Annotated in this window: 18 protein-coding genes; 12 read left to right on the top strand and 6 right to left on the bottom strand. The window is 75.2% G+C overall.

Annotated features, from left to right (window positions below; genetic code table 11):
* Positions 1-17: 17 nt before the first annotated feature.
* On the bottom strand, positions 18-1,586 hold the full coding sequence (locus tag KPL60_RS28620) for an ABC transporter substrate-binding protein (RefSeq protein WP_226367732.1): 1,569 nt from the start codon (positions 1,584-1,586) through the stop codon (positions 18-20).
* Between the two features lie 42 nt (positions 1,587-1,628).
* On the opposite strand from KPL60_RS28620, the gene KPL60_RS28615 reads away from it, so the two are divergent.
* A complete protein-coding gene (locus tag KPL60_RS28615; protein ID WP_226367731.1) occupies positions 1,629-2,216 on the top strand; it encodes an NADPH-dependent FMN reductase in 588 nt (195 codons plus the stop codon).
* A gap of 19 nt (positions 2,217-2,235) precedes the next feature.
* Here KPL60_RS28615 and KPL60_RS28610 read toward each other — a convergent pair whose 3' ends face one another.
* The 4 genes from KPL60_RS28610 to KPL60_RS35260 form a co-directional block, all read right to left on the bottom strand.
* Positions 2,236-3,768 (bottom strand): VWA domain-containing protein, encoded by a 1,533-nt coding sequence (locus KPL60_RS28610; protein ID WP_226367730.1) that lies wholly within the window; start codon positions 3,766-3,768, stop codon positions 2,236-2,238.
* Positions 3,765-4,823, bottom strand: a complete 1,059-nt coding sequence (locus KPL60_RS28605) for a MoxR family ATPase (RefSeq protein ID WP_226367729.1) — start codon at positions 4,821-4,823, stop codon at positions 3,765-3,767. The genes KPL60_RS28610 and KPL60_RS28605 overlap by 4 nt, the downstream gene beginning before the upstream one ends.
* Positions 4,824-4,909: 86 nt before the next feature.
* A complete protein-coding gene (mdo, locus tag KPL60_RS28600; protein ID WP_226353988.1) occupies positions 4,910-6,181 on the bottom strand; it encodes an NDMA-dependent methanol dehydrogenase in 1,272 nt (423 codons plus the stop codon).
* A gap of 135 nt (positions 6,182-6,316) precedes the next feature.
* A complete protein-coding gene (locus KPL60_RS35260; RefSeq protein ID WP_337830642.1) occupies positions 6,317-7,453 on the bottom strand; it encodes a GNAT family N-acetyltransferase in 1,137 nt (378 codons plus the stop codon).
* A 158-nt stretch (positions 7,454-7,611) separates the two neighbouring features.
* On the opposite strand from KPL60_RS35260, the gene mftA reads away from it, so the two are divergent.
* The 6 genes from mftA to mftE are packed head-to-tail and all read left to right on the top strand — an operon-like array spanning position 7,612 to position 16,142.
* Positions 7,612-7,698, top strand: coding sequence for a mycofactocin precursor MftA (gene mftA, locus KPL60_RS28585; protein WP_060710386.1), 87 nt, complete (start codon positions 7,612-7,614; stop codon positions 7,696-7,698).
* Positions 7,688-7,999 (top strand): mycofactocin biosynthesis chaperone MftB, encoded by a 312-nt coding sequence (mftB, locus tag KPL60_RS28580; protein WP_062398180.1) that lies wholly within the window; start codon positions 7,688-7,690, stop codon positions 7,997-7,999. Before mftA ends, mftB begins: the two co-directional genes overlap by 11 nt.
* A 37-nt stretch (positions 8,000-8,036) precedes the next feature.
* On the top strand, positions 8,037-9,275 hold the full coding sequence (gene mftC, locus KPL60_RS28575; protein ID WP_226367728.1) for a mycofactocin radical SAM maturase: 1,239 nt from the start codon (positions 8,037-8,039) through the stop codon (positions 9,273-9,275).
* 59 nt (positions 9,276-9,334) lie between these two features.
* A complete protein-coding gene (locus KPL60_RS28570; protein WP_226367727.1) occupies positions 9,335-13,894 on the top strand; it encodes an FAD-dependent oxidoreductase in 4,560 nt (1,519 codons plus the stop codon).
* On the top strand, positions 13,891-15,402 hold the full coding sequence (locus tag KPL60_RS28565; protein ID WP_226353986.1) for an MFS transporter: 1,512 nt from the start codon (positions 13,891-13,893) through the stop codon (positions 15,400-15,402). Before KPL60_RS28570 ends, KPL60_RS28565 begins: the two co-directional genes overlap by 4 nt.
* Positions 15,403-15,419: 17 nt before the next feature.
* Positions 15,420-16,142: a mycofactocin biosynthesis peptidyl-dipeptidase MftE gene (mftE, locus tag KPL60_RS28560; RefSeq protein WP_226353985.1), complete on the top strand. Its 723-nt coding sequence runs from the start codon at positions 15,420-15,422 to the stop codon at positions 16,140-16,142.
* Between the two features lie 7 nt (positions 16,143-16,149).
* Here the strand turns inward: mftE and KPL60_RS28555 are convergent, their stop codons facing one another.
* Entirely contained in the window at positions 16,150-17,283 is a 1,134-nt protein-coding gene (locus tag KPL60_RS28555) for an alkaline phosphatase family protein (protein ID WP_226367726.1), read from the bottom strand.
* A gap of 96 nt (positions 17,284-17,379) precedes the next feature.
* Between KPL60_RS28555 and mftF the strand changes: the two genes are divergently transcribed.
* The 5 genes from mftF (at position 17,380) to KPL60_RS28530 (ending at position 23,915) form a co-directional block, all read left to right on the top strand.
* Positions 17,380-18,873, top strand: a complete 1,494-nt coding sequence (mftF, locus tag KPL60_RS28550; RefSeq protein WP_226367725.1) for a mycofactocin biosynthesis glycosyltransferase MftF — start codon at positions 17,380-17,382, stop codon at positions 18,871-18,873.
* A 383-nt stretch (positions 18,874-19,256) separates the two neighbouring features.
* Positions 19,257-19,772, top strand: coding sequence for a (2Fe-2S)-binding protein (locus KPL60_RS28545; protein WP_100878813.1), 516 nt, complete (start codon positions 19,257-19,259; stop codon positions 19,770-19,772).
* Between the two features lies 1 nt (position 19,773).
* Entirely contained in the window at positions 19,774-22,257 is a 2,484-nt protein-coding gene (locus KPL60_RS28540; RefSeq protein ID WP_226353982.1) for a xanthine dehydrogenase family protein molybdopterin-binding subunit, read from the top strand.
* The gene (locus KPL60_RS28535; RefSeq protein WP_226353981.1) at positions 22,254-23,105 is read left to right on the top strand and encodes a xanthine dehydrogenase family protein subunit M; all 852 of its coding nucleotides are present in this window, start codon (positions 22,254-22,256) and stop codon (positions 23,103-23,105) included. Before KPL60_RS28540 ends, KPL60_RS28535 begins: the two co-directional genes overlap by 4 nt.
* An 81-nt stretch (positions 23,106-23,186) precedes the next feature.
* Positions 23,187-23,915 carry an SRPBCC family protein gene (locus KPL60_RS28530; RefSeq protein ID WP_374203811.1) on the top strand — a complete coding sequence of 243 codons (729 nt, stop codon included), beginning with the start codon at positions 23,187-23,189 and terminating at the stop codon, positions 23,913-23,915.
* Positions 23,916-23,989 lie beyond the last annotated feature (74 nt).

The following is a 23,989-nucleotide window of genomic DNA, read 5'->3' as shown; positions in this document are numbered from 1 at the left end:
TGCCGCGCCGGAGGCGGTCAGCCGAGGCGGGCGCGGTGGAACCGGGCCCAGGTCCCGGTGTCCGGGCGGGCGGGCTCGACGCCCGACAGGTCCGCGGTGACGCCGACGTGCTCGTCCCCGACCGACCAGGCGGTGGCGTCGTCGCGCAGCAGGAGCTGGGCGCGGCGCAGGGCGTCGGTCCGGCGCGCCTCGTCCGGGGCCCGGGCGGCGACGGCGAGCAGCGCCCGCACGTCGGGGCGGCCCCCCGCGGCGTCCCGGCTCCCGGCGGCCCCGCCGGTCACGGGACCGGCCGCGCCGTCGGTCGCGGTGTCGTCCCCGGTGTCGCCCGCGGTGTCGTCCCCGGGTGCCCGGGGCGCCGCGGCCACGGCCTGCAGGTAGAGCGGGATCGGCTGCGCCGCGGCACGGCGGAACCGGATACCCGGGGTCGGCTCGACGTCCGGCGGCTCCGGCTCGCGCGGCTCGCACCGCAGCCCGACCACCGCCAGCTGCTCCACGACCAGGTCGGCGGTCGGCCGCGACATCGGGTCGAACGGGTCGAAGAACAGCGGCACCCGCGCCCCGTCCGCCCCCGCCGCGACGACCAGCTCCCGGGCACGCGCGACGTCGCGCACCACCGGCGCGACCCCGTCCGGGTGGTGAGCCAGCCCGGCCCCGAACAGGTCGTCGCCGGGCTGCGCGAGGTCCAGCAGGATCTCGTGCACCAGCTCCACCCGGTCGATCCCGAGCCGCACCGCCTCGCGCAGCCGCGGGTCGGCGAGCGGGCCGGGCCCGGTGTCGAGGAACCGGGTCACCGAGCCCGGTGCGGACAGCACGGTCGTCCCGGTCCGTCCGAGCAGCCGTCGTGCGCTGTGCGGGAACAGGTCGTGCGCCCAGTGCACGTAGCCGTCCACCAGGGACTGGTAACGGTTCTCCTCGTCGTCGTCGACCAGGAACTCCACCGCGGGCGCGGGCGGGCGGCCGGCCAAGTGGCCGTCGTGCCGGTAGAGGGCGTCCGGCGAGCCGGGCAGGAAGCGGAACGCGCCGGTCCCGACGGGCACGTCCCCCCGCCCGCCGCGCACGATGCCGGTCCCCGGCGCGGCCAGGGCCAGGGCGAACAGGAAGTCGGGACGGCCCAGCACGAGCTCCACCTCGGTCGCCGACACCGCGCGGCTGGCGGTCAGGTCCAGGTGCGCGAGCAGCGGCGCGGCCGTCGCCCCGGTCGCGGGGTCGAGCACCCGGCGCAGCGACGCGAGCACGTCGGCCGGGGCCAGCGGCCGCCCGTCGTGGGCGACGGCGTCGCGCAGCCGGATCCGCCAGCGCGTCCCCGTCCGGTCGGGTGCCGCGGAGGCCGCCAGGTGCGGGCGCGGGGTCATGTCCTGGTCCCACACCAGCAGCGTGTCGGCGACGGCGGCCGCCCGCGCCCGGTCCACCGGCCGCCACACCCGGTGCGGGTCGGGTGCCCCGAGCGGGCCGGTCCCGGCGAACGAGGTGACCAGCCGCGGCGACGCCGCGTCGGCCGGCGCGCCGCACGCCGCGAGCGCCGGGATCCCCGCGAGCGCCGCGGACGCACCGGCGGCCCGCAGGAACGAACGACGGCTCAGCTGCACGACATCAGGGTGCCGGGTCGGGCGGCGGCTAGGGTCGCCGGGATGGATCTCCTCGCGATCTCCGGCAGCCCGTCCGACCCGTCGAAGACCGCGCTGCTGCTGGAACTGGCGGTGGCCAGGGCCGCCGCGCACGACGGCGTGTCGGCGGAGCTGCTCGCCCTGCGCGACCACGACGTCGTCTTCTCCGATGGCCGCGACCCCGCCGACTACACCGGCGACACCCGCGCGGTGATCGACCGGGTCGTCGCGGCGGACGCGCTCGTCGTCGGCACCCCGATGTACCGCGGCAGCTACACCGGCCGGCTGAAGAACCTGTTCGACGTGCTCCCGAACGACGCACTGGCGGGCAAGCCCGTCGGGCTCGTCGCCACCGGGGGCACCGACCACCACTTCCTCGCGGTCGAGCACGAGCTCAAGCCGCTCGTCGGGTTCTTCCGGGCCTGGGCGGTGCCCGGCGCGGTGTATGCGAACAACACCCACTTTACCGGCGGCGACCTCACCGACGACGGCGTCCGCGAGCGGCTGCACGACCTGGCCGACGCCGTCGTCGCGTTCGCGCAGGCGGTGCCGCGCGGTGCCGCGGGACCGGCCGCCCCGGACATCCCGCGCCGCTCCCTGCGCGAGGGGTGACCGCCCCGTCCGGACCGGGTCAGGACAGGGCGTGGCCGAGCTCCCCGGCCCCGGCGCGGAGCTCGTCGGCGTCGCGGGCGACGAGCACGTGGTCGAGCACCCGGGCGTAGTCGCGCATCGCGCACGACGCCTGGTCCCAGTACCGCTCGGGTTCCGGGGTGATCCACCCGACCCGGTGGGCCCGGCGGGCGAGGGTCTCCAGCTCGGCGGTGCCCGGGGGCAGGCCGTTGGACCGGCCGTCGCCGACGACCAGCACCGCGGTGCGGCGGTCCACGGCGTCGCGGTGCCGCTCGTTCAGCTCGTGCAGGACGCGGCCGTAGTCGCTGCTCGCGTCCAGGTCGATGCCGGGCGCGGCCAGGACCGCGGCGAGCGCGTGGTCGTCGTGGGCCCGCAGCAGCAGGTCGGTGACCTCGACGGGGGAGTCGGTGAAGGCGACCACCCGGCAGCGGAACGCCTGCCGGTGCAGCGTCCGGGCCAGCTGCAGCACGAACGCGGTGATCGACCGCACCGACAGCGACACGTCGACGACGACCAGCAGCCGGACCCGGTCCGGGACCCGCGCCCGGTGGTACAGGTGGAACGGGACGCCGTCACTGCGCATGCTGCGCCGCATCGTGTGCCGCGCGTCGAGCGGGCCGTGCGCGTGCTCGCGCGGCCGTCGCCGCGGGGCGCCCCGCATGCGGTGCAGCAGCTCGTGGCAGGCCGACGCCATGTCCGCGGAGCCCGTCGTGTCGGGGCCGGTGCCGTCGGGTTCCGGGCGCCGGGACCCACCGGCCCCGACCCGGTCGGCGAGCCGGCCCACGAACTCGGTGATCGCCTCGACGAGCCGGTCGAGCTGGACCGCGGACAGCTCCTCGCCCGGCGGACCGTCGGCGTAGACGTCGTGCGGGTCGTACGCGGCCAGCCAGGCCAGGACGGTCTCCGGGTCGTCGAAGGAGATCGACCCCGAGACCGGGGTGCTGGTCCCGGAGGTCAGCTCCCTCCCGACGGCGGCACCGGCCCGTTCCAGGTCGACGGTGTAGGTCGTGCCGCGCCGGCCCCGGTCCTCGCCGGAGGACACCGACAGGTCCCTGTCCGACCCGCCGAGCGAGACGTCGTCGTCGTCGCGGTGGGGGTTGAAGCCCTTCTCGGTCTCCTCGGCGTCGAGCAGGTCGCCGACCTCGGCCGCGGACGGGTCGTCGTCGGCGGAGCGCCCGAGTGCGTCGCCCTCCTCGGCCAGCTCCAGGGCGTCCGGCAGCCCCTCCGCGCCCGGCCCGCGCAGGCCGGGACCGCCGCCCCGCCCGGGGGGCCCGTCGTCGGGGAGCAGGCCGAAGAACGCGTCGAAGGCCGCCTCGAACCCGGGGCGCTCGTGGGCGTACTTGACGGTGACCGCGCGCAGCGACGCCCGCAGCCGGTCGGTGTCGGCGCCCCCGACCATCGCCAGCACCCGGTGGACCTCGATCGACTCGGCGGGCGAGACCCGGACCCGCCGGGTGCGCAACACCCGGCAGAACGCCGCGGCGAGCACCGGGAGCAGCCGGGCCGCGACGCCCCCGGGGGGCGGGCCGCTCATCGGAGGCCGCGCCGGGCCCGGTCGGCCTGTGCGCGGGCGCCGGTGGTCGCCCCGCCCGCCGACGAGGCCGCGCGTCCCCGCCCGAACGCCCCGGACGTCGTGTCGGCCGGGCGGCCCGGCCGGGGCTCCGCCGCGGGGCCGCCCGCCCCGTCGTCGCCGTCGAGCCGGGCGAGGGCCAGCTCGCGGTCCGAGCCGTACTTGAGCAGGGCGGCGAGCAGCGCGGACCGGACCTTCGCGGCCTCCCCGGCCGACCCGCACCCGAGGACGGCGGCGGCGCGGGCGGCGTCGATCACCTCCGAGATCGAGGGGGCCTTGCGCAGCGGGAGGTCCCGCAGCCGCCGGGCGAGCTCGACGACGTCGGCGACGACGTCGTCGGCCACCGCGGGTGCGCGCCGGGACACGATCGCGGTCTCGCGTTCGGGCGTCGGGAAGCCGACCCCGAAGTGCAGGCAGCGGCGCTTGAGCGCGGGGGACAGCTCTCGGGTGTCGTTGGAGGTCAGGACCACCCACGGCGTCGAGCGGGCGGTGAAGGTCCCGATCTCGGGCACCGTCACCTGGCGTTCGGCCAGCACCTCCAGCAGGAGTGCCTCCATCGACTCCTCGGTGCGGTCGACCTCGTCGACGAGCAGCACCACCGGCTCGGGCGACAGCAGCGCCTCCAGCAGCGGGCGGGGGAGCAGGAAGTCCTCGGTGTAGAGACCGGTGTCCTCGGCGCGCAGCCGGGCGGAGGCCTCGGCCATCGTCGCGGTGCCCGACAGGAGCTCGCCGATGCGGTCGCGCAGCATCTGGACGTGCATGAGCTGCTTGCCGTAGTCCCACTCGTACAGGGCCCGGCCGTCGTCGAGGCCCTCGTAGCACTGCAGGCGGATCAGGGTCCGGCCGCTCGCCGCGGCCAGGGACTTCGCCAGCTCGGTCTTGCCGACACCGGCCGGGCCCTCCAGCAGCAGCGGCCGCTCCAGCGCGGTGGCCAGGTGCACGACCACGGCGAACTCGGGGTCGATGACGTAGTTCTCGCCGGCCAGGGCCTCGGTCAGCGTCTCGGGGCTGTCGAACACCGGTCTCCTCAGCGGGTGTGCACGGACAGGGACCCGCCGCGCCCGGGGGCTGATCCGGGCGCGGCGGGGAGCTCCTGCAGGTCGTCCTAGTAGGACTTGTTGAACGCGTGGTCCACCAGCGGGACCAGGGCGTCCACCGTGCACTCGCGGGGATTGCCCGGGGTGCAGTAGTCGCCCATCATGTGCTCGGCGATCCGGTGGACGGTGTCCCCGTCGGTCGGGATCGTGTCGCCGACACCGGCGTACTTCCCGGTGTTCATCCGGTTCTTGTCGTAGCTGTCGGACCGCAGCACACCGAAGTTATCCGGGATGCCGACGTCCTTGGACAGCCGGATGGCCTCTTCGACCGCGGCGTCCGCGGCCTGCACGGTGGTCATGTTCCGGGTGTCGACGCCCAGCGCGGTCGCGATCTTGGCGTAGCGCTCGTAGCGGGAGGGGAGGTTGTACTCCCAGACCCGGGGCAGGGCGATCGCGTTGTTGAGCCCGTGGTGGGTGTCGAAGAACGCCGACACCGCGTGCGAGGTCGAGTGGACCAGGCCCAGACCACCGGAGTTGAACGCCTGCGCGGCGATGTACTGCGCGTGCATCATCTTCGAGCGGGCCTGCAGGTTGCGGGGCTCGTAGGTGGCCTCGCGCAGGTACTGCCCGACCAGCTCGATCGAGTACAGCGCGTTGCCCAGCGACGGCTCGAAGTCCAGCCGCGAGACGAACGGCTCGGAGCCGTGCGCGAGCACGTCGAAGCCGCAGTACGCGGTGAAGTGCTGCGGGCAGCTGTAGTAGAGCAGCGGGTCGTCCAGCGCCAGGGTGGTGACGACGGCGTCGTCGAACCCGACCCACTTCTTCGGGTTCTCCATGTCGCTGGTGTTCGTGATGACGTAGGCCCAGGATGTCTCCGAGCCGGTACCCGCGGTGGTGGAGACCGCGATGTGCGGCGGGTTCTCCATGGTCGTGGACTTGGAGAAGCCCTCGAACTCGTTGATGTTGCGACCGTCGTGGGCGATGACGACGCGGGCGCCCTTCGCGGCGTCGTGCGAGGAGCCGCCGCCGATCGAGATGATGCCGTCGCAGCGCTCGCTCGTGTAGAGCGCGGCGGCGTCCATGCAGTTGTAGTCCTTGGGGTTGGACTCGACCTGGTCGTAGACGACCACGTCGACGCCCTGGTACTCGACCTTCCCCTTGAGCTCGTCGATGATCCCGGAGCCGCGCAGCCCGGTGGTCACGAACAGCGCCCGCGTCATGCCGAGGTTCTTCGCCTCGACCCCCAGGATGTCGTGCGCGCCCACCCCCAGCAGGGCCCGGGGGAACGGGTGGAACTCCTTGATCGGGAAGTCCCAGATCTGGTTGAGCTCGATGGCCATTGGCTCTCCTCGACGGCGTCGTCGGCTGGCGGACGAGCACAACCATGGTTGTTGCGAACTACTGGCAACAGCTACAGATGGGTACTTGACCACCCGGCCGTTCGCCGGGGCAGGTCCACCCTCCGTCCGGAGGGGTCACCGGCGTGGGGCGGAGGCCTCGAGGTGGGTGCCGACCGGGGTGAACCCGCTGCGCCGGTACCAGTCCCGCGGCCAGTCGGCGGCGTCGGCGCCGAGCGCGAGCAGGTCGCAGCCGTACTCGGCGGCGAGCTCGCGGGAGCGGGCCAGCAGCGCCCGGCCGTGCCCGCGGCCGCGGTGGGCCGGGTCGGTCTCCAGGGCGTCGAGCCAGGCCGTGGCCCCGTCGCGGCGGAGGGTCGCGGCCGCCACCACCCGGTCGTCGGCGACGACGGCGAGCCGGTGCAGGGCCAGCACCCGGTCGTCGCCGGTGTCGCGGTCGACCAGCTGGTCGAGGTCGCCGGGGCCGGTGCCGGGCAGGTCCCGGGCCCAGGAGGCGCGCCGGAACCCGCGGAGCTCGTGGTGGTCCAGCTCGGTGACCGTCGGCGCGCCCGCACCCGTGGCCGTGCCGGTCGCGGTGGGGGCGGTCATGGCCTCGTTCGCCGAGACCGACCACCCGGCGGCGCGGAGGCCGTCGGCGAGCTCGTCCGCGCCCGGGCCCCACATCAGCGCCCCCGGGTGCAGGCCGTGCGCGGTGAGCGCCCGGTCGGCCTCGGTGAGCACGGTGGCCGGGTCGGTGCGGTCCGGGCGGCCGAGCAGCAGCTGGTTGTGCATCCGCGACACCGGCCAGGCGTCGGTCCGGACCGCGACGCCGCCGGTCACCGGCTCCTCCGCGGTCGCGCCGCGCCGCAGCATCGACGGCTCGAACCCCATCGCCCGCGCCGCCGCGCCGGGCTCGGGGACCTCCGGTGCGGCGAAGCCGTCCGGGCCCGGGCGGTAGGGCAGCACCATCAGCACCGCCGACGCCGGCACCGCCCCGTAGGCGTGCGGGAACCGCATCGACGACGGGTCGGTCGGCACCCCCGGCTCCCACCGGACGTCGACCCCGGCGACGTCGATCCGGGCCGGGTCGAGGACGAGCAGGACCAGGTCGGTCCGGCCCGCGAACAGGCGCTGCGCGGGCAGGGCGACCTGTCCGGGCGTCGACAGGTGCACGAAACCGACCTCGTCGAGGGAGGGGGGCGCCACGGCTCCCGTGCCGAGCCACCTCCGCCACTCACCAGGGGTGCAGAGGTGCAGCAGGACCGTCCCGACCGTCATGGGAGACAGCCTGCCCGCCCGTCCGATCGGACGGGCGTGGACATCGAGTATTGATTTCCGGCACCGGGTGCCAATAGCGTCCGATCCGCTGCCACCGCCGGCCGGCGGGGCGGTTCACCACCTCTCTCGCCGAGAGTCGGATCCAGCGGAGGTTGCGCATGAGCGAGCACCAGAACGAGGACGCCCTGACCGAGGAGACCCTCGTCGAGGAGGTCTCCATCGACGGCATGTGCGGTGTCTACTAAGCCCCTCGACACCACGGTTCCGGACGGCGCCGCGGGGGCTTTCGACCCCGCGGCGCCGTACCGGCTCAGCGAGAGCGTCTCGCTGCGTCCGGAGCCCTTCGGCGCCCTGGTGTACGACTTCGTGACCCGCAAGCTCTCCTTCCTCAAGACGCCCCAGCTGGTCTCGGTCGTGCGCGACCTGGAGAACCAGCCGGACGCCCGCTCGGCGGTCCGTGCCGCCGGCGTCGAGGAGCCCCAGCACGACGCCTACTTGCGTGCCCTCGCCGGACTGCTGAAGTCCCGCACGATCGTCGCCCGTTAGTCCCGCCCGCCCCGCCGACCACCACAGTGAGGTGCCCGTGAAGCTGGTCGACCACTTCCAGTACGGCCTGAACTCGCCCATCTGCCTGACCTGGGAGCTCACCTACGCGTGCAACCTCGCGTGCGTGCACTGCCTGTCCAGCTCCGGGCGGCGTGACCCGCGCGAGCTGAGCACCGCCGAGGCCAAGGCCGTCATCGACGAGCTGCAGCGCATGCAGGTCTTCTACATCAACATCGGTGGTGGCGAGCCGACCGTGCGCCCGGACTTCTGGGAGCTGCTGGACTACGCCATCGCCCACGACGTCGGCGTCAAGTTCTCCACCAACGGCGTCAAGCTCGACAAGCAGCGGGCCGCGCAGCTCGCCGCGACCGACTACGTCGACATCCAGATCTCGATGGACGGCGCGACGGCCGAGGTCAACGACTACGTCCGTGGCCCGGGCTCGTTCGACACCGCGATCACCGCGCTGGAGAACCTCGCCGAGGCCGGGTTCAAGCACCCCAAGATCTCGGTCGTGATGACCCGGGAGAACGTCGACCAGCTCGACGAGTTCAAGGCCATCGCCGACAAGTACGGCGCCCAGCTGCGCATCACCCGGCTGCGCCCGTCCGGCCGCGGTGCCGACGTCTGGGACGAGCTGCACCCGACCCAGGCCCAGCAGAAGCAGCTCTACGACTGGCTGGTCGCGCACGGGGACCAGGTCCTGACCGGTGACTCGTTCTTCCACCTGTCCGCCTACGGCGAGGCCCTGCCCGGGCTGAACCTGTGCGGCGCGGGCCGCGTGGTCTGCCTGATCGACCCGGTCGGCGACGTCTACGCCTGTCCGTTCGCCATCCACGAGAACTTCCTGGCCGGCAACGTCCGCGACGAGGGCGGCTTCAAGGAGGTGTGGGAGCACTCCGAGCTGTTCACCGAGCTGCGCCAGCCGCAGACCGGCGGGGCGTGCGCGTCGTGCTCGCACTACGACACCTGCCAGGGCGGGTGCATGGCCGCGAAGTTCTTCACCGGCCTGCCGCTCGACGGCCCGGACCCGGAGTGCGTGCAGGGCTACGGCGAGGCGATGCTGGCCGCGCGGGACGGCGGGACGGTCATCCCGAAGTCCGACGTCGACCACTCGCGCTCCGCGCCACGCAACACCCGTGCGCCCAAGCAGCCGACGATGCTCTCGCTCACGCCGCCGCCGCCGCGCCGGCCGGACCGGGCCTGCGACGAGAACCCGCTCGCCGGGTTCGCGCCGGACGCCGTGCCCGCCGCCCAGCCGGTCGCGGGGAGCTGACCACGGACCTGCTGCTGACGGGGCCCGTCGACCTGCGTGGTCGGCGGGCCCCGTCGCGTGTGCTGTTCGGGCCGCACGAGACCAACCTCGGCGACGCCGCACGCGGGATCACGCCCGACCACGTCGCCTACTACGCGGCGCGGGCCGCGGGGGGTGCGGGGATCGTCGTGGTCGAGCCGGCGTCGGTGCACGCCTCGGACCACCCCTACGCCTACGCCCCCGCCGCATTCCCCGCTGTCCCCCACGCCGCGTCGCCCGCCCCTGCCGCGCCGCCCGGCTCGGCGGCGGCGTCGGGGCGCGTCGAGATGCAGCTCAGCGGGAGTCGTGGATCTTTCGCGCCCGCTGAGCTGCATCTCGGCGACCGGGACGGCGCGCGGGTGCCCGCCGTGGCCGGGTGGGCGGCGGTCGTCGCGGCGTGCCGGCCGTACGGGACGCTCGTACTGGCCGGGCTCGCGCACGCCGGTGGGCAGGGCAGCTCCGCGCACTCCGGGCACCCGCTGTGGGCGCCGTCGCCGGTCCCGGACGTCGTGTCCCGCGAGGTCCCGGTCGCGATGGGGCCCGCGGAGATCGGCGCCGTGGTCCGCGGCTTCGCCGACGCCGCCCGCGCGGCTGTGGACAGTGGTGTGGACGGTGTGGAGATCTCCGCCGGGCAGCACTCGGTGCTGCGCCAGTTCTGCTCCGGCCTGACCAACCACCGCGGCGACGCGTACGGCCGCGACCGCACCCTGCTGCTGCGCGAGGTCCTCGACGCCGTGCGCTCCGCGATCGGGCCGGACCCCCTGCTGGCGCTGCGGCTGTGCGTCGACGAGCTCGCCCCCTGGGCCGGCATCACCCCCGGCGACGGCCTCGCCCTCGCCCGGGCCGTCGCCGACCGGGTGGACCTGCTCGTGCCCGTCGTCGGGAGCGCGCTGTCGGTCGCCGCGACCCGGCCGGACCTGCACACGCCCGAGGCGTTCCTGCGGGCCCGGTGCGGCGAGCTGCGACGTGCCCTCGGCGGCGCGACGACGGTCGTCCTGGCCGGCAGCGTCGTCACCCCGGCCCTCGCCGAGGACGCGCTGAGCAGCGGCGACGCCGGTATCGTCGAGATGACGAGAGCGCAGGTAGCGGACCCGCGGCTCGTCGCGCTGACTCGGGCCGGGACGCCGGAGCGCATCCGGCCGTGCCTGCTGACGAACGCCCTCGCCGCGGCCCGGGACCCGCGCAACTCCGTGGTCGGCGACGAGCTGGAACCGCGGTCGGGGCACGAACGGACCGACCCGGACCCGGATACGTCGCGTTCCGCGGAACGCGGTCCGGACGCCGCGGCGGGCCCCGAACACCTCGATGCGGAACGCGACCGGGACGCCGTCGCGGGTGCCGGGGCGCGTTCCGCGGAACGCACCGCAGGGGCGCGACGACCTGTGCTCGTCGTCGGCGGCGGGCCCGCGGGGCTCGAGGCGGCCCGGACACTGGCGCTGCGCGGGCACCCGGTGACGCTGCACGAGCGCACCGACCGGCTCGGCGGCCTGCTCCCCGCGGCCGCGGTACTGCCCGGCCGGTACCGGCTCGCGCTGCCGGTGCCGTGGTGGGCCGCGGAGCTCGACCGGCTCGGCGTCCGGGTCGTGCTGGGATCCGAGGTGGACACCGCCGTGCTCGACGCGGCCCGCGCGCGCGGCGACGCGGTGGTGCTCGCGACGGGCTCGCGGCCGTCGCCGTCGGTGCGGGACACGGACGTCCCGGTGCTCACCGCGGCGGAGCTGTGCGCCGGGGTGGCGCGGTCAGCCCCGTCCCTGGCAGCCCCGGTCGGTGGTGGCGGTGGCGCGGACCGCGCGGCGGAGCACGGAGAGGAACGCGAACGCCACGACCGGGAGGAGCAGGACGACGACCTCCGTGCCGGGCACCGTGACCCGGTCGTCGCGGTGCTCGCCGCCGCGGGCGTTCCGCGGAACGCGCCGGTGCTCGTCGTCGACCCGCTCGGGGACTGGACCGGACCGGGGGTCGCGGAGCTGCTCGCCGCAGCCGGGCATCCCGTGGTCCTGGCCACGCCGGACGCCGTCGCCGGGCACCAGCTCGGCCGCTGCGGCGACATGGCCGCGGCGAACGCGCGGCTGGAACGGGCCGGGGTCCGCCGGGCGTTGTTCACCCGGCCGGGGGCCGTCCGTGGCGGCGTCGCGGAGCTGGTGGACGTCCACACCGGAGCGGTGACGACCGTGCCGTGCGCGGCCGTCGTCGACTGTGGACCGCGGCTGCCGCAGGACGCGCTGCCGGCGCTGCCCGGCTGCGCGGTCGCGGGGGACCGGGTGGCGCCGCGGACGCTCGCCGAAGCGGTGCGCGAGGGGCGGCGGGCCGGCGTCGCCCTGGCCGACGCCGACGCGGGCAGCACGGCCGGTCCCGCGGCCGACGCCGCGACCGCCGCGCTCCCGACCGCCGCGCTCCCGACCGCCGCGCGCTCGGCCGCCGCCCCACCGGAGCCCGCGTCCCCGGAGTCCGCGCTCCCGTCGCGCGTGCCCCCCGGGACCCGCAGCAGCGTGACACCGCATCCCGGGCCCGTCGCGGTCGCGAGGCAGGAGGCGGCGGACCGGGAGAATTCGCGGCCCCGGCTCGGCGACCCCCTGCGCCTCGGCCGCGCCACGCTGCGCAACCGGATCGTCTTCACCGCCCACCTCACCGGCTTCGCCGAGGGCGGCATGCCGACCGACCGGCACACCGCCTACTACGCGGCCCGTGCCGCGGGCGGCGCCGGACTGGTGATCACCGAGGAGCACGCCGTCCACCCCGGCGACCGGCCCTACGAGCGGCTGATCCGCGGCCACGACCCGGCCGTGCTGCCCGGCTACCGCGCCCTCACCGACGCGGTGCACGCCCACGGCGCCCTCGTGCTCGCCCAGCTCAACCACAACGGCGCGCAGGGGTCGGGGATGTACTCGCGCACAGCCGTCGTCGGGCCGTCGCCGGTGCCCGACCCGATGTTCCGCGAGGTCCCCGCCGAGCTCGACGCGGCCGGGATCGGCGCGATCGTCGACGCCTTCGCCGACGTCGCCGCGCGCTGCGTCGAGGGCGGGTTCGACGGCGTCGAGCTGCAGTGCTCGCACGCCTCGCTGCTGCGGCTGTTCCTGTCCCCGGCCACCAACCGTCGCACCGACGCCTGGGGGCGCGACCGGGCGAAACTGGTGCTCGACGTCGTCGCCGCCGTCCGCGCGGCCATCGGCCCGGACCCGGTGCTGGGCCTGCGGATCGGCGTCGACGAGCGCATCGAGGGCGGCATCACCCCCGCCGACGGCGCCGACCTCGCCCGCCGTCTCGCCGCGACCGGGCAGGTGGACCACCTCAACACCTCGATCGGCGTCGCCACCTCGACGCTGCACCTGATCGAGCCGTCCATGCACACCCCGCCGGGCTACGCCGGGCACCTCGCCGCGACCCTGCGCCGCGCCGTCCGTGCCGCCGGGGCGGACCTCCCGGTGATCGGGGTCGGCCGGTTCACCACGCCCGACCAGGCCGCCGCGGCGCTGGACCGCGGGGAGTGCGACCTCGTCGGCGTCGCCCGCGGGCAGATCGCCGACCCCGGCTTCGCGCACAAGGCCCTCACCGGACGCCCGGTACGCCGGTGCGTCGGGTGCAACCAGGACTGCATCGGCCGGGTCGGGCTGAACCTGCCGCTGGGCTGCGCGGTCGACCCGGCTGCCGGGCGCGAACGGCTCGTCCCGCCCGCCCGGGCCGCCGATCCCGGCGCGGGGCGGGTGCTCGTCGTCGGGGCCGGGCCGGCCGGGCTCGCCGCGGCCGCCTCGCTCGCCGGGCGCGGGCACCGGGTGCTGCTCGCCGAACGCGCCGGCACCCCCGGTGGACGGCTCGCCCTCGCGGCGACCGCGCCCGGGCGGGCCGAGCTCGGCCACGTCGTCGCCGACCTGCTGCGCGAGGCGCACGCGGCCGGGGTCGAGATCGGGTACGGCACGACCGTCGACCGCGGGTTCGTCGAGGAGCTGGAGCCCGCGGCGGTCGTCGTCGCCACCGGGTCGGTGCCCGCCGTTCCGTCGTGGGACCCGGAGCGGCTGACCGTCCCCGTCGACGACGTGCTGGCCGGGGTGCGCCTGCCCGCGGGCCCGGTGCTCGTCGTCGACGAGCTCGGGTTCCACCAGGCCACCTCGGTCGCCGAGCTGCTCGCCGCCCGCGGGCACACCGTCGAGGTCGTCACCCCGGCGCTGGTCGTCGGGCAGGACCTCGGGCTCACCCTGGACCGCGAGGGGTTCCGCCGCCGAGCGCACGCCGCCGGGATCCGCTGCCGCACCGACCTCGCCGTGCTGGGGGTGCTGCGCAGGGGTGAGCAGAGCCGTGGTGAGCGGAGCCGTGGTGAGCGGAGCCGTGGTGAGCAGAGCCGTGGTGAGCAGAGCCGCGCCGAGCCCGGCTGCACCGTGGAGCTGCTGCACCACCCGACCGGCCGCACCGAGCGGCGCGCCGTCGGCGCCGTCGTCGCCGCGACGGCCACCGTCCCCGCCACCCGCCTGTGGACCGCGCTGGCCGGCGGGCCGTGGCCGGTGCACCGGATCGGCGACGCGCTGACCCCGCGCCGGTTCGACGCCGCGATCCGTGAGGGCCGCCTCGTCGACCTGGAGCCGGGGCGAGTTCCTACGGTCGTCCGGTGACCACCGAGATCCCGGCCCGCCGCGCCGGACCGCGTGAGTGGGCCGGTCTGGCCGTCCTCGCGCTGCCCCTGCTCGTCCTCGCCCTCGACGTGAGCGTCCTCTACCTGGCCGCGCCCGCACTGGCCGCCGACCTCGCCCCGACCGCCACCCAGGAGCTGTGGATCCTCGACATCTACGGCTTCCTGATCGCCGGGTTCCTCATCACCATGGGCACCCTCGGCGACCGCATCGGCCGCCGTCGGCTGCTGCTCGTCGGCGGCGCCGCGTTCGCCGCGGCGTCGGTGCTGGCGGCCTTCGCCCCCACCGCCGAGCTGCTGATCGCGGCCCGCGCGCTGCTCGGCGTCGCCGGGGCGACCCTGATGCCCTCGACGCTCGGGCTGATCTCGACGATGTTCCCCGACCCCACCCAGCGGCGGTTCGCGGTCGCGGTGTGGATGACGACGTTCTCGGTCGGCATCGCGATCGGCCCGCTCGTCGGCGGGGCGCTGGTCGGGTCGTTCTGGTGGGGCGCGGTGTTCCTCATCGGCGTCCCCGCCATGCTCGCGCTGGTCGTCCTCGGCCCGTTCCTGCTGCCCGAGGAGCGTGCCGCCGGCGGCGGGCGGTTCGACGTCGCCGGGGTCGTGCTGTCGCTGGCCGCGATGCTGCCGCTGGTCTACGCGGTGAAGAACCTCGCCGCCCACGGCCCGGGGCCCGGGGTGCTGGTCGCCGGGGTCGTCGGCCTGGCCGCGGGGACGGCGTTCGTGCGCCGCCAGCGCCGGCTGCCCGCCCCGCTGCTCGACGTCGCGCTGTTCACCCGGCCCGCGTTCACCGCGGCGGTGTCGGTGCTGCTCATCGGCCTGCTCGCCGTCAACGGCCTGTTCTTCGTGCTCCCGCAGTACCTGCAGCTCGTGACCGGTCTGTCCGCGCTCGCCGCCGGGGTCTGGATGCTGCCGCTCGCACTGGCCACCGTCGGTGGGTCGCTGGTGACGCCGGTGCTGTCGCGGCGGTTCGGGGTGCCCGCCGTCGTCGCCGGGTCGGCCGCGTTCGCCGCGGTCGGCGCGCTGCTGGTCGGGCTGGTCGGTGCGGGTTCCGGGCCGGTCGCGCTGGTGGCGCTGACCGCGGGCACCGTGCTCGGCCTGGGCCCGATCGGCGTGCTCGCGACCGACCTGGTCATCGGCTCGGTGCCCAGCGCCCGCGCCGGGTCCGCGGCGTCGATCTCGGAGACCGCGGGCGAGCTGGGCGTGGCGCTCGGCGTCGCCGTCACCGGCAGCGTGCTCACCGCCGTCTACACCGGACGGCTGGTGCTGCCCGGCGGGCTGCCCGCCGACGTCGCCGGCCGGGCCGGGGAGAGCCTGGCGGGAGCGGTCGCCGCGGCCGCGCGGCTGCCCGGCACCGGCGGGGACGCGCTGCTCGCGGCCGCCCGGGACGCCTACACCGCGGGGATCGGCGTCGTCGGGCTCATCGCCGCCGGGCTGCTGACCGGCGCCGTCGTCCTCGCGCTGACCGCGCTGCGCCGGACCGGGGCCTGAGCGGGCAGGCTGGGACCGTGCTCCTCGCGGATCTGACCTGGCCCGACCTCGACCCGGCCGCGGCGTACACGCTGCTCGTGCCGGTCGGCTCCACCGAGCAGCACGGCCCGCACCTGCCGCTGGGCACCGACACCGCCGTGGCGTCGGCGGTCGCGGCGGCGCTGCACGACGCCGACCCGGGGCTCGTCCTCGCCCCCGCCCTGCCCTACGGCGCCGCCGGTGAGCACGAGGGCTTCCCCGGCACCGTGTCGATCGGGGAGGACGCGCTGCGCACGGTCCTCGTCGAGTACGGCCGTTCGGCGTGCCGGTGGGCGTCGCGGCTGGTGCTGCTCAACGGGCACGGCGGCAACGTCGCCGCGCTCCGCTCGGCGGTGACCCTGCTGCGCGACGAGGGCCGCGACGCGGGCTGGCTGTCCTGCGTCGCCGACGTCCCCGGAGTGCCGCTGGACGCGCACGCCGGGCGCTACGAGACCTCGCTGCTCGCCCACCTGCACCCCGGCCTGGTCCGCACCGACCGCGCCCAGGCGGGCGACACCCGGCCGCTGCGCGAGGTCATCGGGGAGCTGCGGGCCGGGGGGATCGCCGCGGTCAGCCCGAACGGGGTGCTCGGTGACCCGGCCGGCGCGACGGCCGGGGAGGGGCTGCGGCTGCTCGCGGCGATCACGGCGACGGCGTCGGCGGCGGTCACGGCGTGGGACCCCGACCCCGGCACCGGACGCCTCCGCCCGCCGCCGGCGTAGCGCGGGGTCACACCGCGGGGTGCACCAGCAGGGGCACGAGCTGCTCGGCCGTGGTGAACGAGCCGTGCTGGCCGGGCAGCGTGGACAGGAACGGCTCCGCCTCGCTCCGGACCACCGCGGCCGTCCCGTGCATCGCGGCGACGACGTCGCCGACCCGGTCGAGCACCCGGTCGGTGACCGGCCCGAACCAGCCCCGGGCGACCGCCTCCTCCCGGGTGACGACGGCGGCGTCGTCGCCGAGCACCGCCCGCCAGGCGGCGAGCACGTCGGCCGCCGCCCCGGGCTCGGCGTAGACGTGCCGGGCGCGCGGGTCCCCGCCGAGCAGCGCCACGCCGTCGGACAGTGCCGGGGTGGTGTCGGCGTCGACGGTCCGGTCGACGGTGACCATGCCGTGGTCGCCGGTGACCGCCAGCAGGGTCCCCGCGGGCAGTGCGTCGCGCAGCATCGCGAGCAGCGCGTCGACCTGGCGCAGCTGCCAGCGCCACGCGGGGCTCCCGGGGCCGTACAGGTGGCCGACCTTGTCCAGGTCGGCGTGGTAGCCGTAGACCAGCCGCGGACCGGGGCCCTCCATCCCGGCGAGGATCTCCACGGCCAGGTCGCCCAGCGCGGCGACCCCGCGGTACTCGCCGCCGCGCAGCCCCGACCGGGTCAGCCCGGACGTCCGGAACTCCAGCGGCGACACCGACCGCACCGCGACGCCCGCCGCCGCGGCCCGCTCCAGCACGGTCGGCTCCGGCTGCACCCGCTCCGGGACGAGCCGCTCCCGCAGGTCCCGGCGGCCCGAGGACCAGCCCAGCGCGTCGAGCAGCTCGCCGTCGACGCGGAACCGCAGCCCCAGCGTGCCGTGTGCGCCCGGCGGCAGCCCGGTGCCGAGCGAGGTCAGGCTGATCGGGGTGGTCGAGGGGAACCCGACGGTGAGCGGGCCGGCGTCGGCGAGCCCGGCCAGCACCGGCGCGTCGGCGGCGTGGGCGTGCAGCAGTTCGTGGCCCAGCCCGTCGACGAGCAGCAGCACCGCCGCCCCGGCCCGCGGGAGCCCGAACGCGGGCGGCCGGTCGTCGAGCGGGGCGCCGATCGCGTGCAGCAGGGCGGGGAGGACGTCGGCCAGCGTCGCCGAGCCGTAGCGGGGGAGGACCTCGGGCATGCCCCGGAGTCTGCACGGCAGGACCCGTGCGGACCACGCCGATCGGGCAGGTGCGGGTGTCGACCCGCGACGGCCGGGGATGGAAGGCTCCCGGAGGTGACCGCCGCCCGGACCGACCCCGACCGTCCCTCCGCCACGACCCCCTCGGGCCCGGCGGACCGGCGGCTCCCGGACGGCTTCCGGGTGCTGCTCGACCGTCGCACCCGGCGGCTCGACGGAGGCGCGGCGCTGCTCGGCGGCGCCCCGCCCCGGCTGGTGCACCTGTCCGCGCGGGCCCGCGCGCTGCTGCCCGCCCCCGGGCGGCCGCTGGTCGTCACCGGCCCCACCGAGCGGTCCCTGGCCCGCACCCTGCTCGACGCCGGGCTCGCCCACCCCGTCCCCGACGCCCCGGCCGGGATCACCGCGGCCGAGGTCACCGTCGTCGTCCCGGTGAAGGACCGGCCGCTGGACCGGCTCCTCGCCGCGCTGGCCGGGACCGGGGTGGCCGGCCCGGTCGTCGTCGACGACGGGTCCGCCGACCCGGCCCCGCTGCGCCGCGCCGTCGAGCGGGCCGGGGGGACGGTCCTGCGGCACGCCACCCCGCGCGGCCCGGCGGCCGCCCGCAACGCCGGCCTCGCCGCCGCGACCACCCCGTTCGTGGTGTTCCTCGACTCCGACGTCGTCCCCGAACCCGGCTGGCTGCCCCCGCTGCTCGCCCACCTCGCCGACCCCGCGGTCGGTCTCGTCGCACCGCGGATCGTGGCGCCGGACCCGGAGCGGGGAGGCGGGCTGCGCGGGGCGGTCGGGCGCTACGAGGCGGTGCGGTCGTCGCTGGACCTGGGGCCCGACCCGGCGCTGATCGTGCCGCGGTCCCGTGTCGCCTACGTGCCGAGCGCGGCGATGCTCGTCCGGGTCTCGGCGGTCGGGCCGGTCGCGTTCGACCCGGGGATGCACGTCGCCGAGGACGTCGACCTCGTCCTGCGCCTGCACGCGGCCGGCTGGGCGATGCGCTTCGAACCCGTCGCGCGGGTCGCCCACGACCACCGCACCCATCCGGGGGAGTGGCTGCGGCGCAAGGCGTTCTACGGCACCGGGGCGGCGCCGCTGGCGCGCAGGCACCCGGGCGCGGTCCCGCCGGTGATCCTCTCCCCCTGGACGGCGGCGGTCTGTCTGCTCCTGCTCGCCCAGCGGCGGGGGGCGACGGCGCTCGCCGCCGTCGTCACCGGGGTCGCGACCGAACGGCTGTCCCGGAAGCTGCCCCGGCTCGAGCACCCGCGGCGCGGGGCGGCGCTGCTCACCGCGCTCGGCCTGTCCGGGGCGCTGTGGCAGACGGCGTCGGCGCTGACCCGGCACTTCTGGCCGGTCGCCGCGCTCGCCTGCCTGGTGTCGCGCCGGGCCCGTCGCGCGGTCGTCGCGGCGGCGCTGGTGGAGGGGCTGACCGACTGGTGGCGCCACCGCGACCGCGACCCGCGGGTCCGGACCGGGCCGCTGCTGCACCTGCTCGCGCACCGGCTCGACGACCTCGCCTACGGTGCCGGTCTGTGGTGGGGGGCCGTCGAGCACCGGACCTCCGCCCCGCTGCGCCCGACCGGTCCTGGCGCACGACGCTGACGCAGGTTAGGCTTCCCTGACCTCCGGTGTCGTACCACTCCGTCTGGAGTGGTCTGAACGGGTGATTCGTGTTGCGTCACGGATCCGATTCTGAGGGCGTCTCTCGCCCACCTTCTCCGCGCCTGCGGTTGCGCACGACAGGCTGTCGCCGTGACGTCGGCAACACGCCACCCGACCTCCGGTCGCCCCGCTCCCGGCTCCTTGCACCCCAGGAAGATCGGGAGTGTGATGTGGGCGCTGCCACACGAGACGTGCGGCAACTTTTCCGGGCGCGCCGGCGTGGTCGCGAGTCAGGCGACGGCGAACGGCGTTCCTCGGACGAAGTCCCCGGTCAGACCCCGCGCTTCGGAGCGTGCGTGGTCGCGTACGAGGAGTGAGAGTTCATGACAGAGGTCCGGGTCACCGTCGACGGCGTGAACTACGCCGACGACGTCGAGCCCCGCATGTTGCTCGCGCAGTACCTGAGGGAGACGCTGGGCAAGACGGGGACGCTGATCGGCTGCGACACCAGCAACTGTGGTGCCTGCACGGTTCATCTCAACGGGCAGAGCGTGAAGTCCTGCTCGGTGCTCGCGGTCCAGGCGGACGGCGCCGAGGTCACCACCATCGAGGGTCTCGCCCGCGACGGTCAGCTGCACCCGGTGCAGGAGGCCTTCCGTGAGTGCCACGGTCTGCAGTGCGGGTACTGCACGCCGGGAATGATCATGGCTGCGGTGGACCTGCTCGGGGACAACCCCGACCCGTCCGAGCAGGAGGTCCGTGAGGGCATCGAGGGCAACCTCTGCCGGTGCACGGGCTACCAGAACATCGTGCGTGCCGTGCAGACCGCGGCGAAGAACATGAAGCCGGGAGCCGCTCAGCCCTCCGGCCAGGCCGCCCCGGTTGCGGGAGGTAACTGACGTGACGACGACCGCCGAACCCACCACGACCGGCGAGATCGGCAAGGCCAGGGTCCGCAAGGAGGACCAGCGCCTCATCACCGGCCGGTCCCGCTACACCGACTCCATCACGCCTCCGGGAACCGTCCACATCGCCGTCGTCCGGTCGACGATCGCGCGGGCGACCATCACCTCGATCGACAAGTCCGAGGCCGAGAAGGCCCCGGGTGTGTTCGGCGTCTACACCGCGGCCGACCTGGGTGCGGAGGAGGTCGGCATGCCCTGCGCGTGGCCGATCACCCCGGACCAGAAGGCCCCGCAGCGCCCGGTGCTCGCCGTCGGCCGCGTCAACTTCTCCGGTGAGGGCGTCGCCGTCGTCGTCGCCCGGTCGGCCGCCGCCGCGCGCGACGCCGCCGAGCTCGTCGAGGTCGACTACGAGCCGCTCGACCCGGTCCTCGACATGGAGGCCGCCGCGCAGGACGGTGCCGAGCTGGTCCACCCGGACCTCGGCACCAACGTCTCCGCGACCTGGGTGTTCGACTCCGCCGCCGCCGGCACCGGTGCCGACGTGGCCGAGGCCATCAAGGCCGCCGAGGCCGACAGCGACTCCGTCGTCGTCCGCCGCCGCTTCCGCCAGCAGCGCCTGATCCCCGCGTTTATGGAGCCCCGCTCCTGCGTGGTGGACCCGACCGGTGAGCAGCTGACCATCTGGGCCGCGACCCAGGTGCCGCACATCCTGCGCACCATGACCACGGTGACCCTCGGGGTGCCGGAGTCCAAGCTGCGCGTCATCGCCCCCGACGTGGGCGGCGGCTTCGGCGGCAAGATCGGTGTCCTGCCCGAGGAGATGCTCTGCGTGCTGCTCGCGCAGAAGCTGGGCAAGCCGGTCAAGTGGACCGAGACCCGCAGCGAGTGCATGCTCACCGCGCACCACGCCCGGGACCAGATCCAGGACCTCGTGATGACCGCCAAGAAGGACGGCACCATCACCGGGTTCGACATCCACCTCTACGCCGACATGGGCGCCTACCTGGGCCTCGTCGGGCCGGGTGTGCCGATCCTCGGCGCGTTCATGTTCAACGCGATCTACAAGATCCCCGCGCTGAAGTTCACCTGCTCCAACGTCTTCACCAACAAGACGCTGACCGACGCCTACCGCGGCGCCGGCCGTCCCGAGGCGACCTTCGCCGTCGAGCGCATGCTCGACGAGCTGGCCGTCGAGCTCGGCCGCGACCCGATGGAGCTGCGCGAGCAGAACTGGATCAAGCACGAGGAGTTCCCCTTCACGACCGTCGTGGGCCTGACCTACGACACCGGCAACTACGAGCAGGCCACGCAGCGCGCGATGGACCTGTTCGACTACGCCGGTCTGCGCCGTGAGCAGGAGGAGCGCCGCAAGTCCGGTGACCCGGTCCAGCTGGGCATCGGCATCTCGACCTTCACCGAGATGTGCGGTCTCGCCCCGTCCCGCGTGCTCGGCTCGCTGGACTACGGCGCCGGCGGCTGGGAGGCCGCCAGCATCCGGATGCTGGCCACCGGCAAGGTCGAGGTCACCACCGGTGCCTCCGCCCACGGCCAGGGCCACGAGACGGCGTTCTCGCAGATCGTCGCGGACAAGCTGGGCGTCGCGTTCGAGGACGTCGAGATCCTGCACGGCGACACCCAGGTGGCGCCGAAGGGCCTCGACACCTACGGCTCGCGCTCGCTGGTCGTCGGCGGTGTCGCCATCGTCAACGCCGCGGACAAGGTGATCGAGAAGGCGACGAAGATCGCCGCGCACCTGCTCGAGGCCTCCGAGGACGACATCGAGTTCGCGAACGGCCAGTTCACCGTCCGCGGCACCGACAAGGGCAAGGCCATCCAGGAGATCGCGTTCGCCGCGTTCATGGCGCACGACTACCCGGAGGGCATGGAGCCGTCGCTGGACTCCGACGCCGTCTTCGACCCGGAGAACTTCTCCTACCCGCACGGCACCCACCTGGCCGCGATCGAGGTCGACACCGACACCGGCCGGGTGAACCTGCGCAAGTACGTCTGCGTCGACGACATCGGCAACGTCATCAACCCGCTGATCGTCGAGGGCCAGGTGCACGGCGGTCTTGCCCAGGGCATCGCGCAGGCCCTGTTCGAGGAGGCGAACTACGACGACCAGGGCACCCTGGTCAACGCCACGTTCGTCGACTACACGATCCCGTCGGCGGCGGACCTGCCGAGCTTCACCACCGAGACGGTCTCCACCCCGGCGACGAGCAACCCGCTCGGCGTGAAGGGCGTCGGCGAGGCGGGCACCATCGCCTCGACCCCGGCGATCCTCAACGGCGTGCTGGACGCGGTGCGGCACCTCGGCGTCGACGAGATCGAGATGCCGACCACCTCGCAGCGCGTGTGGCGTGCGCTCCAGGTCGCGAAGGGCAAGAGCCCGCAGGAGACCCCGAGCGACACCCACTCGCCCGGCGCCGGCCTCGGCTCCATCGACCCGAACAACCCCAAGGGAGAGGTCCAGTGATCCCGGCCAAGTTCGACTACGTCCGGCCCTCCTCGGTCGAGGAGGCCGTGACGGCCCTGCAGTCGGCCGGTGAGGACGCCAAGATCCTCGCCGGCGGCCAGAGCCTGCTGCCGGTGCTGCGTCTGCGGATGGCCGCGCCGAGCACGATCATCGACCTCGGGGGCATCCCCGAGCTCAAGCGGATCGGCGAGGACGACCAGTACGTCATGGTCGGCGCGATGGCCACCCACCACGAGGTCATGCGCAACGACCTGGTGAACAAGCACGTGGAGCTCATCGCCCGGGCGACCGAGACCGTCGCCGACCCGCAGGTCCGCCACCGCGGCACCCTGGGCGGCGCGCTCGCGCACGCCGACCCGGCCGGTGACCTGGGCGCGGCCGCCCTGGCGCTGGACGCCGAGTTCGTCATCCTGGGTGCCGGTGGCACCCGCCTGGTGACCGCGGCGGACTTCTTCCAGGACTACTTCACGACCGCGATCGGCGAGGGCGAGATCCTCACCATGATCCGGTTCCCGAAGTACACCGGCTGGAAGAGCCACTACGAGAAGTTCAACCGGGTCGCCCAGGCGTGGTCGATGGTGGCCGTCGCCGTCGCGCTGAAGGTGGACGGCGGGACGATCACCGAGGCCCGTGTCGGCCTGACCAACATGGGCAACACGCCGGTCCGCGCGACCGGGGTCGAGGCGGCCCTGGTGGGCAAGGCCGCGGGCCCGGACGTCGCGAAGGCCGCCGCCGAGCACGCGCTCGAGGGCACGTCGGCTCCGAGTGACGCGGACGCCGCAGCCGACTACCGTGAGCACCTGGCGAAGGTTCTCACCGGTCGTGCGGTGCTGGCCGCGGCCGGCTGACGAACCCGACAGACACACCGACGCCGGCGCCGGCTCCCGGAGAACATCCCGGGACCGGCGCCGGCGTTCGTTCGAGGAGGCTTGGCAGAGAAGATGCAGCTGGAGAACAAGTTCACGATCGCGGCGCCGATCGAGGACGCCTGGAAGGCGCTCAACGACCCGGAGCTCATCGCTCCGTGCTTCCCCGGGGCGACCCTGACCGAGTACGAGGGCGACTCGTTCCAGGGCACCGTCAAGGTCAAGCTCGGCCCGATCTCGCTCACCTACAAGGGCAAGGGCACCTACATCGACCGTGACGACGCCAACCACAAGGTCGTCATCGACGCGTCCGGCCGCGACGCCCGCGGCAACGGCACCGCCAAGGCCATCGTGACCGGCACGATGGTCGCCGACGGTCCCGACAAGACCTCGGTCACGATGGTCACCGACATGACCGTCACCGGTCGTCCGGCGCAGTTCGGCCGGGGCGTCATCTCCGACGTCGCCGACAAGATCATCGGGCAGTTCTCGAACTGCGTCGCGGACAAGCTGACCGGCCCCGGTGCCGCGTCGTCCAACGGCGCGGGCCCGAAGCACGCGGCCGACGAGACCAGCCCGATCCCGGCCGTCCCGCCGGCGCCGGGCGAGCAGGCCGCGCCCGCCCCGGTGAAGCGCACCTACCAGCCGCAGAGCAGCCCGGTCGAGGCCATCGACCTGCTCGACTCGGCGGGTGCCCCGGTGCTCAAGCGCCTCGCGCCCGTGCTGGGCGGCGTGGGTGCGCTGGTGCTGCTGTTCGTGCTGATCCGGCGTCTGCGCGGCGCGAAGGGCTGAGTCCCCCGCACGTCCCTCCGGGCCGGTACCGCGTTCCGCGGTGCCGGCCCGTGGCGTTGCGGGGCAGGATGGAG

The organism is Pseudonocardia sp. ICBG162 (assembly GCF_020496225.1).
In the GTDB taxonomy this organism is placed as follows: Bacteria; Actinomycetota; Actinomycetes; order Mycobacteriales; family Pseudonocardiaceae; genus Pseudonocardia; species Pseudonocardia alni.
The sequence above is the reverse complement of the archived record's forward strand: the minus strand, read 5'-3'. Positions and strand labels throughout refer to the sequence as shown.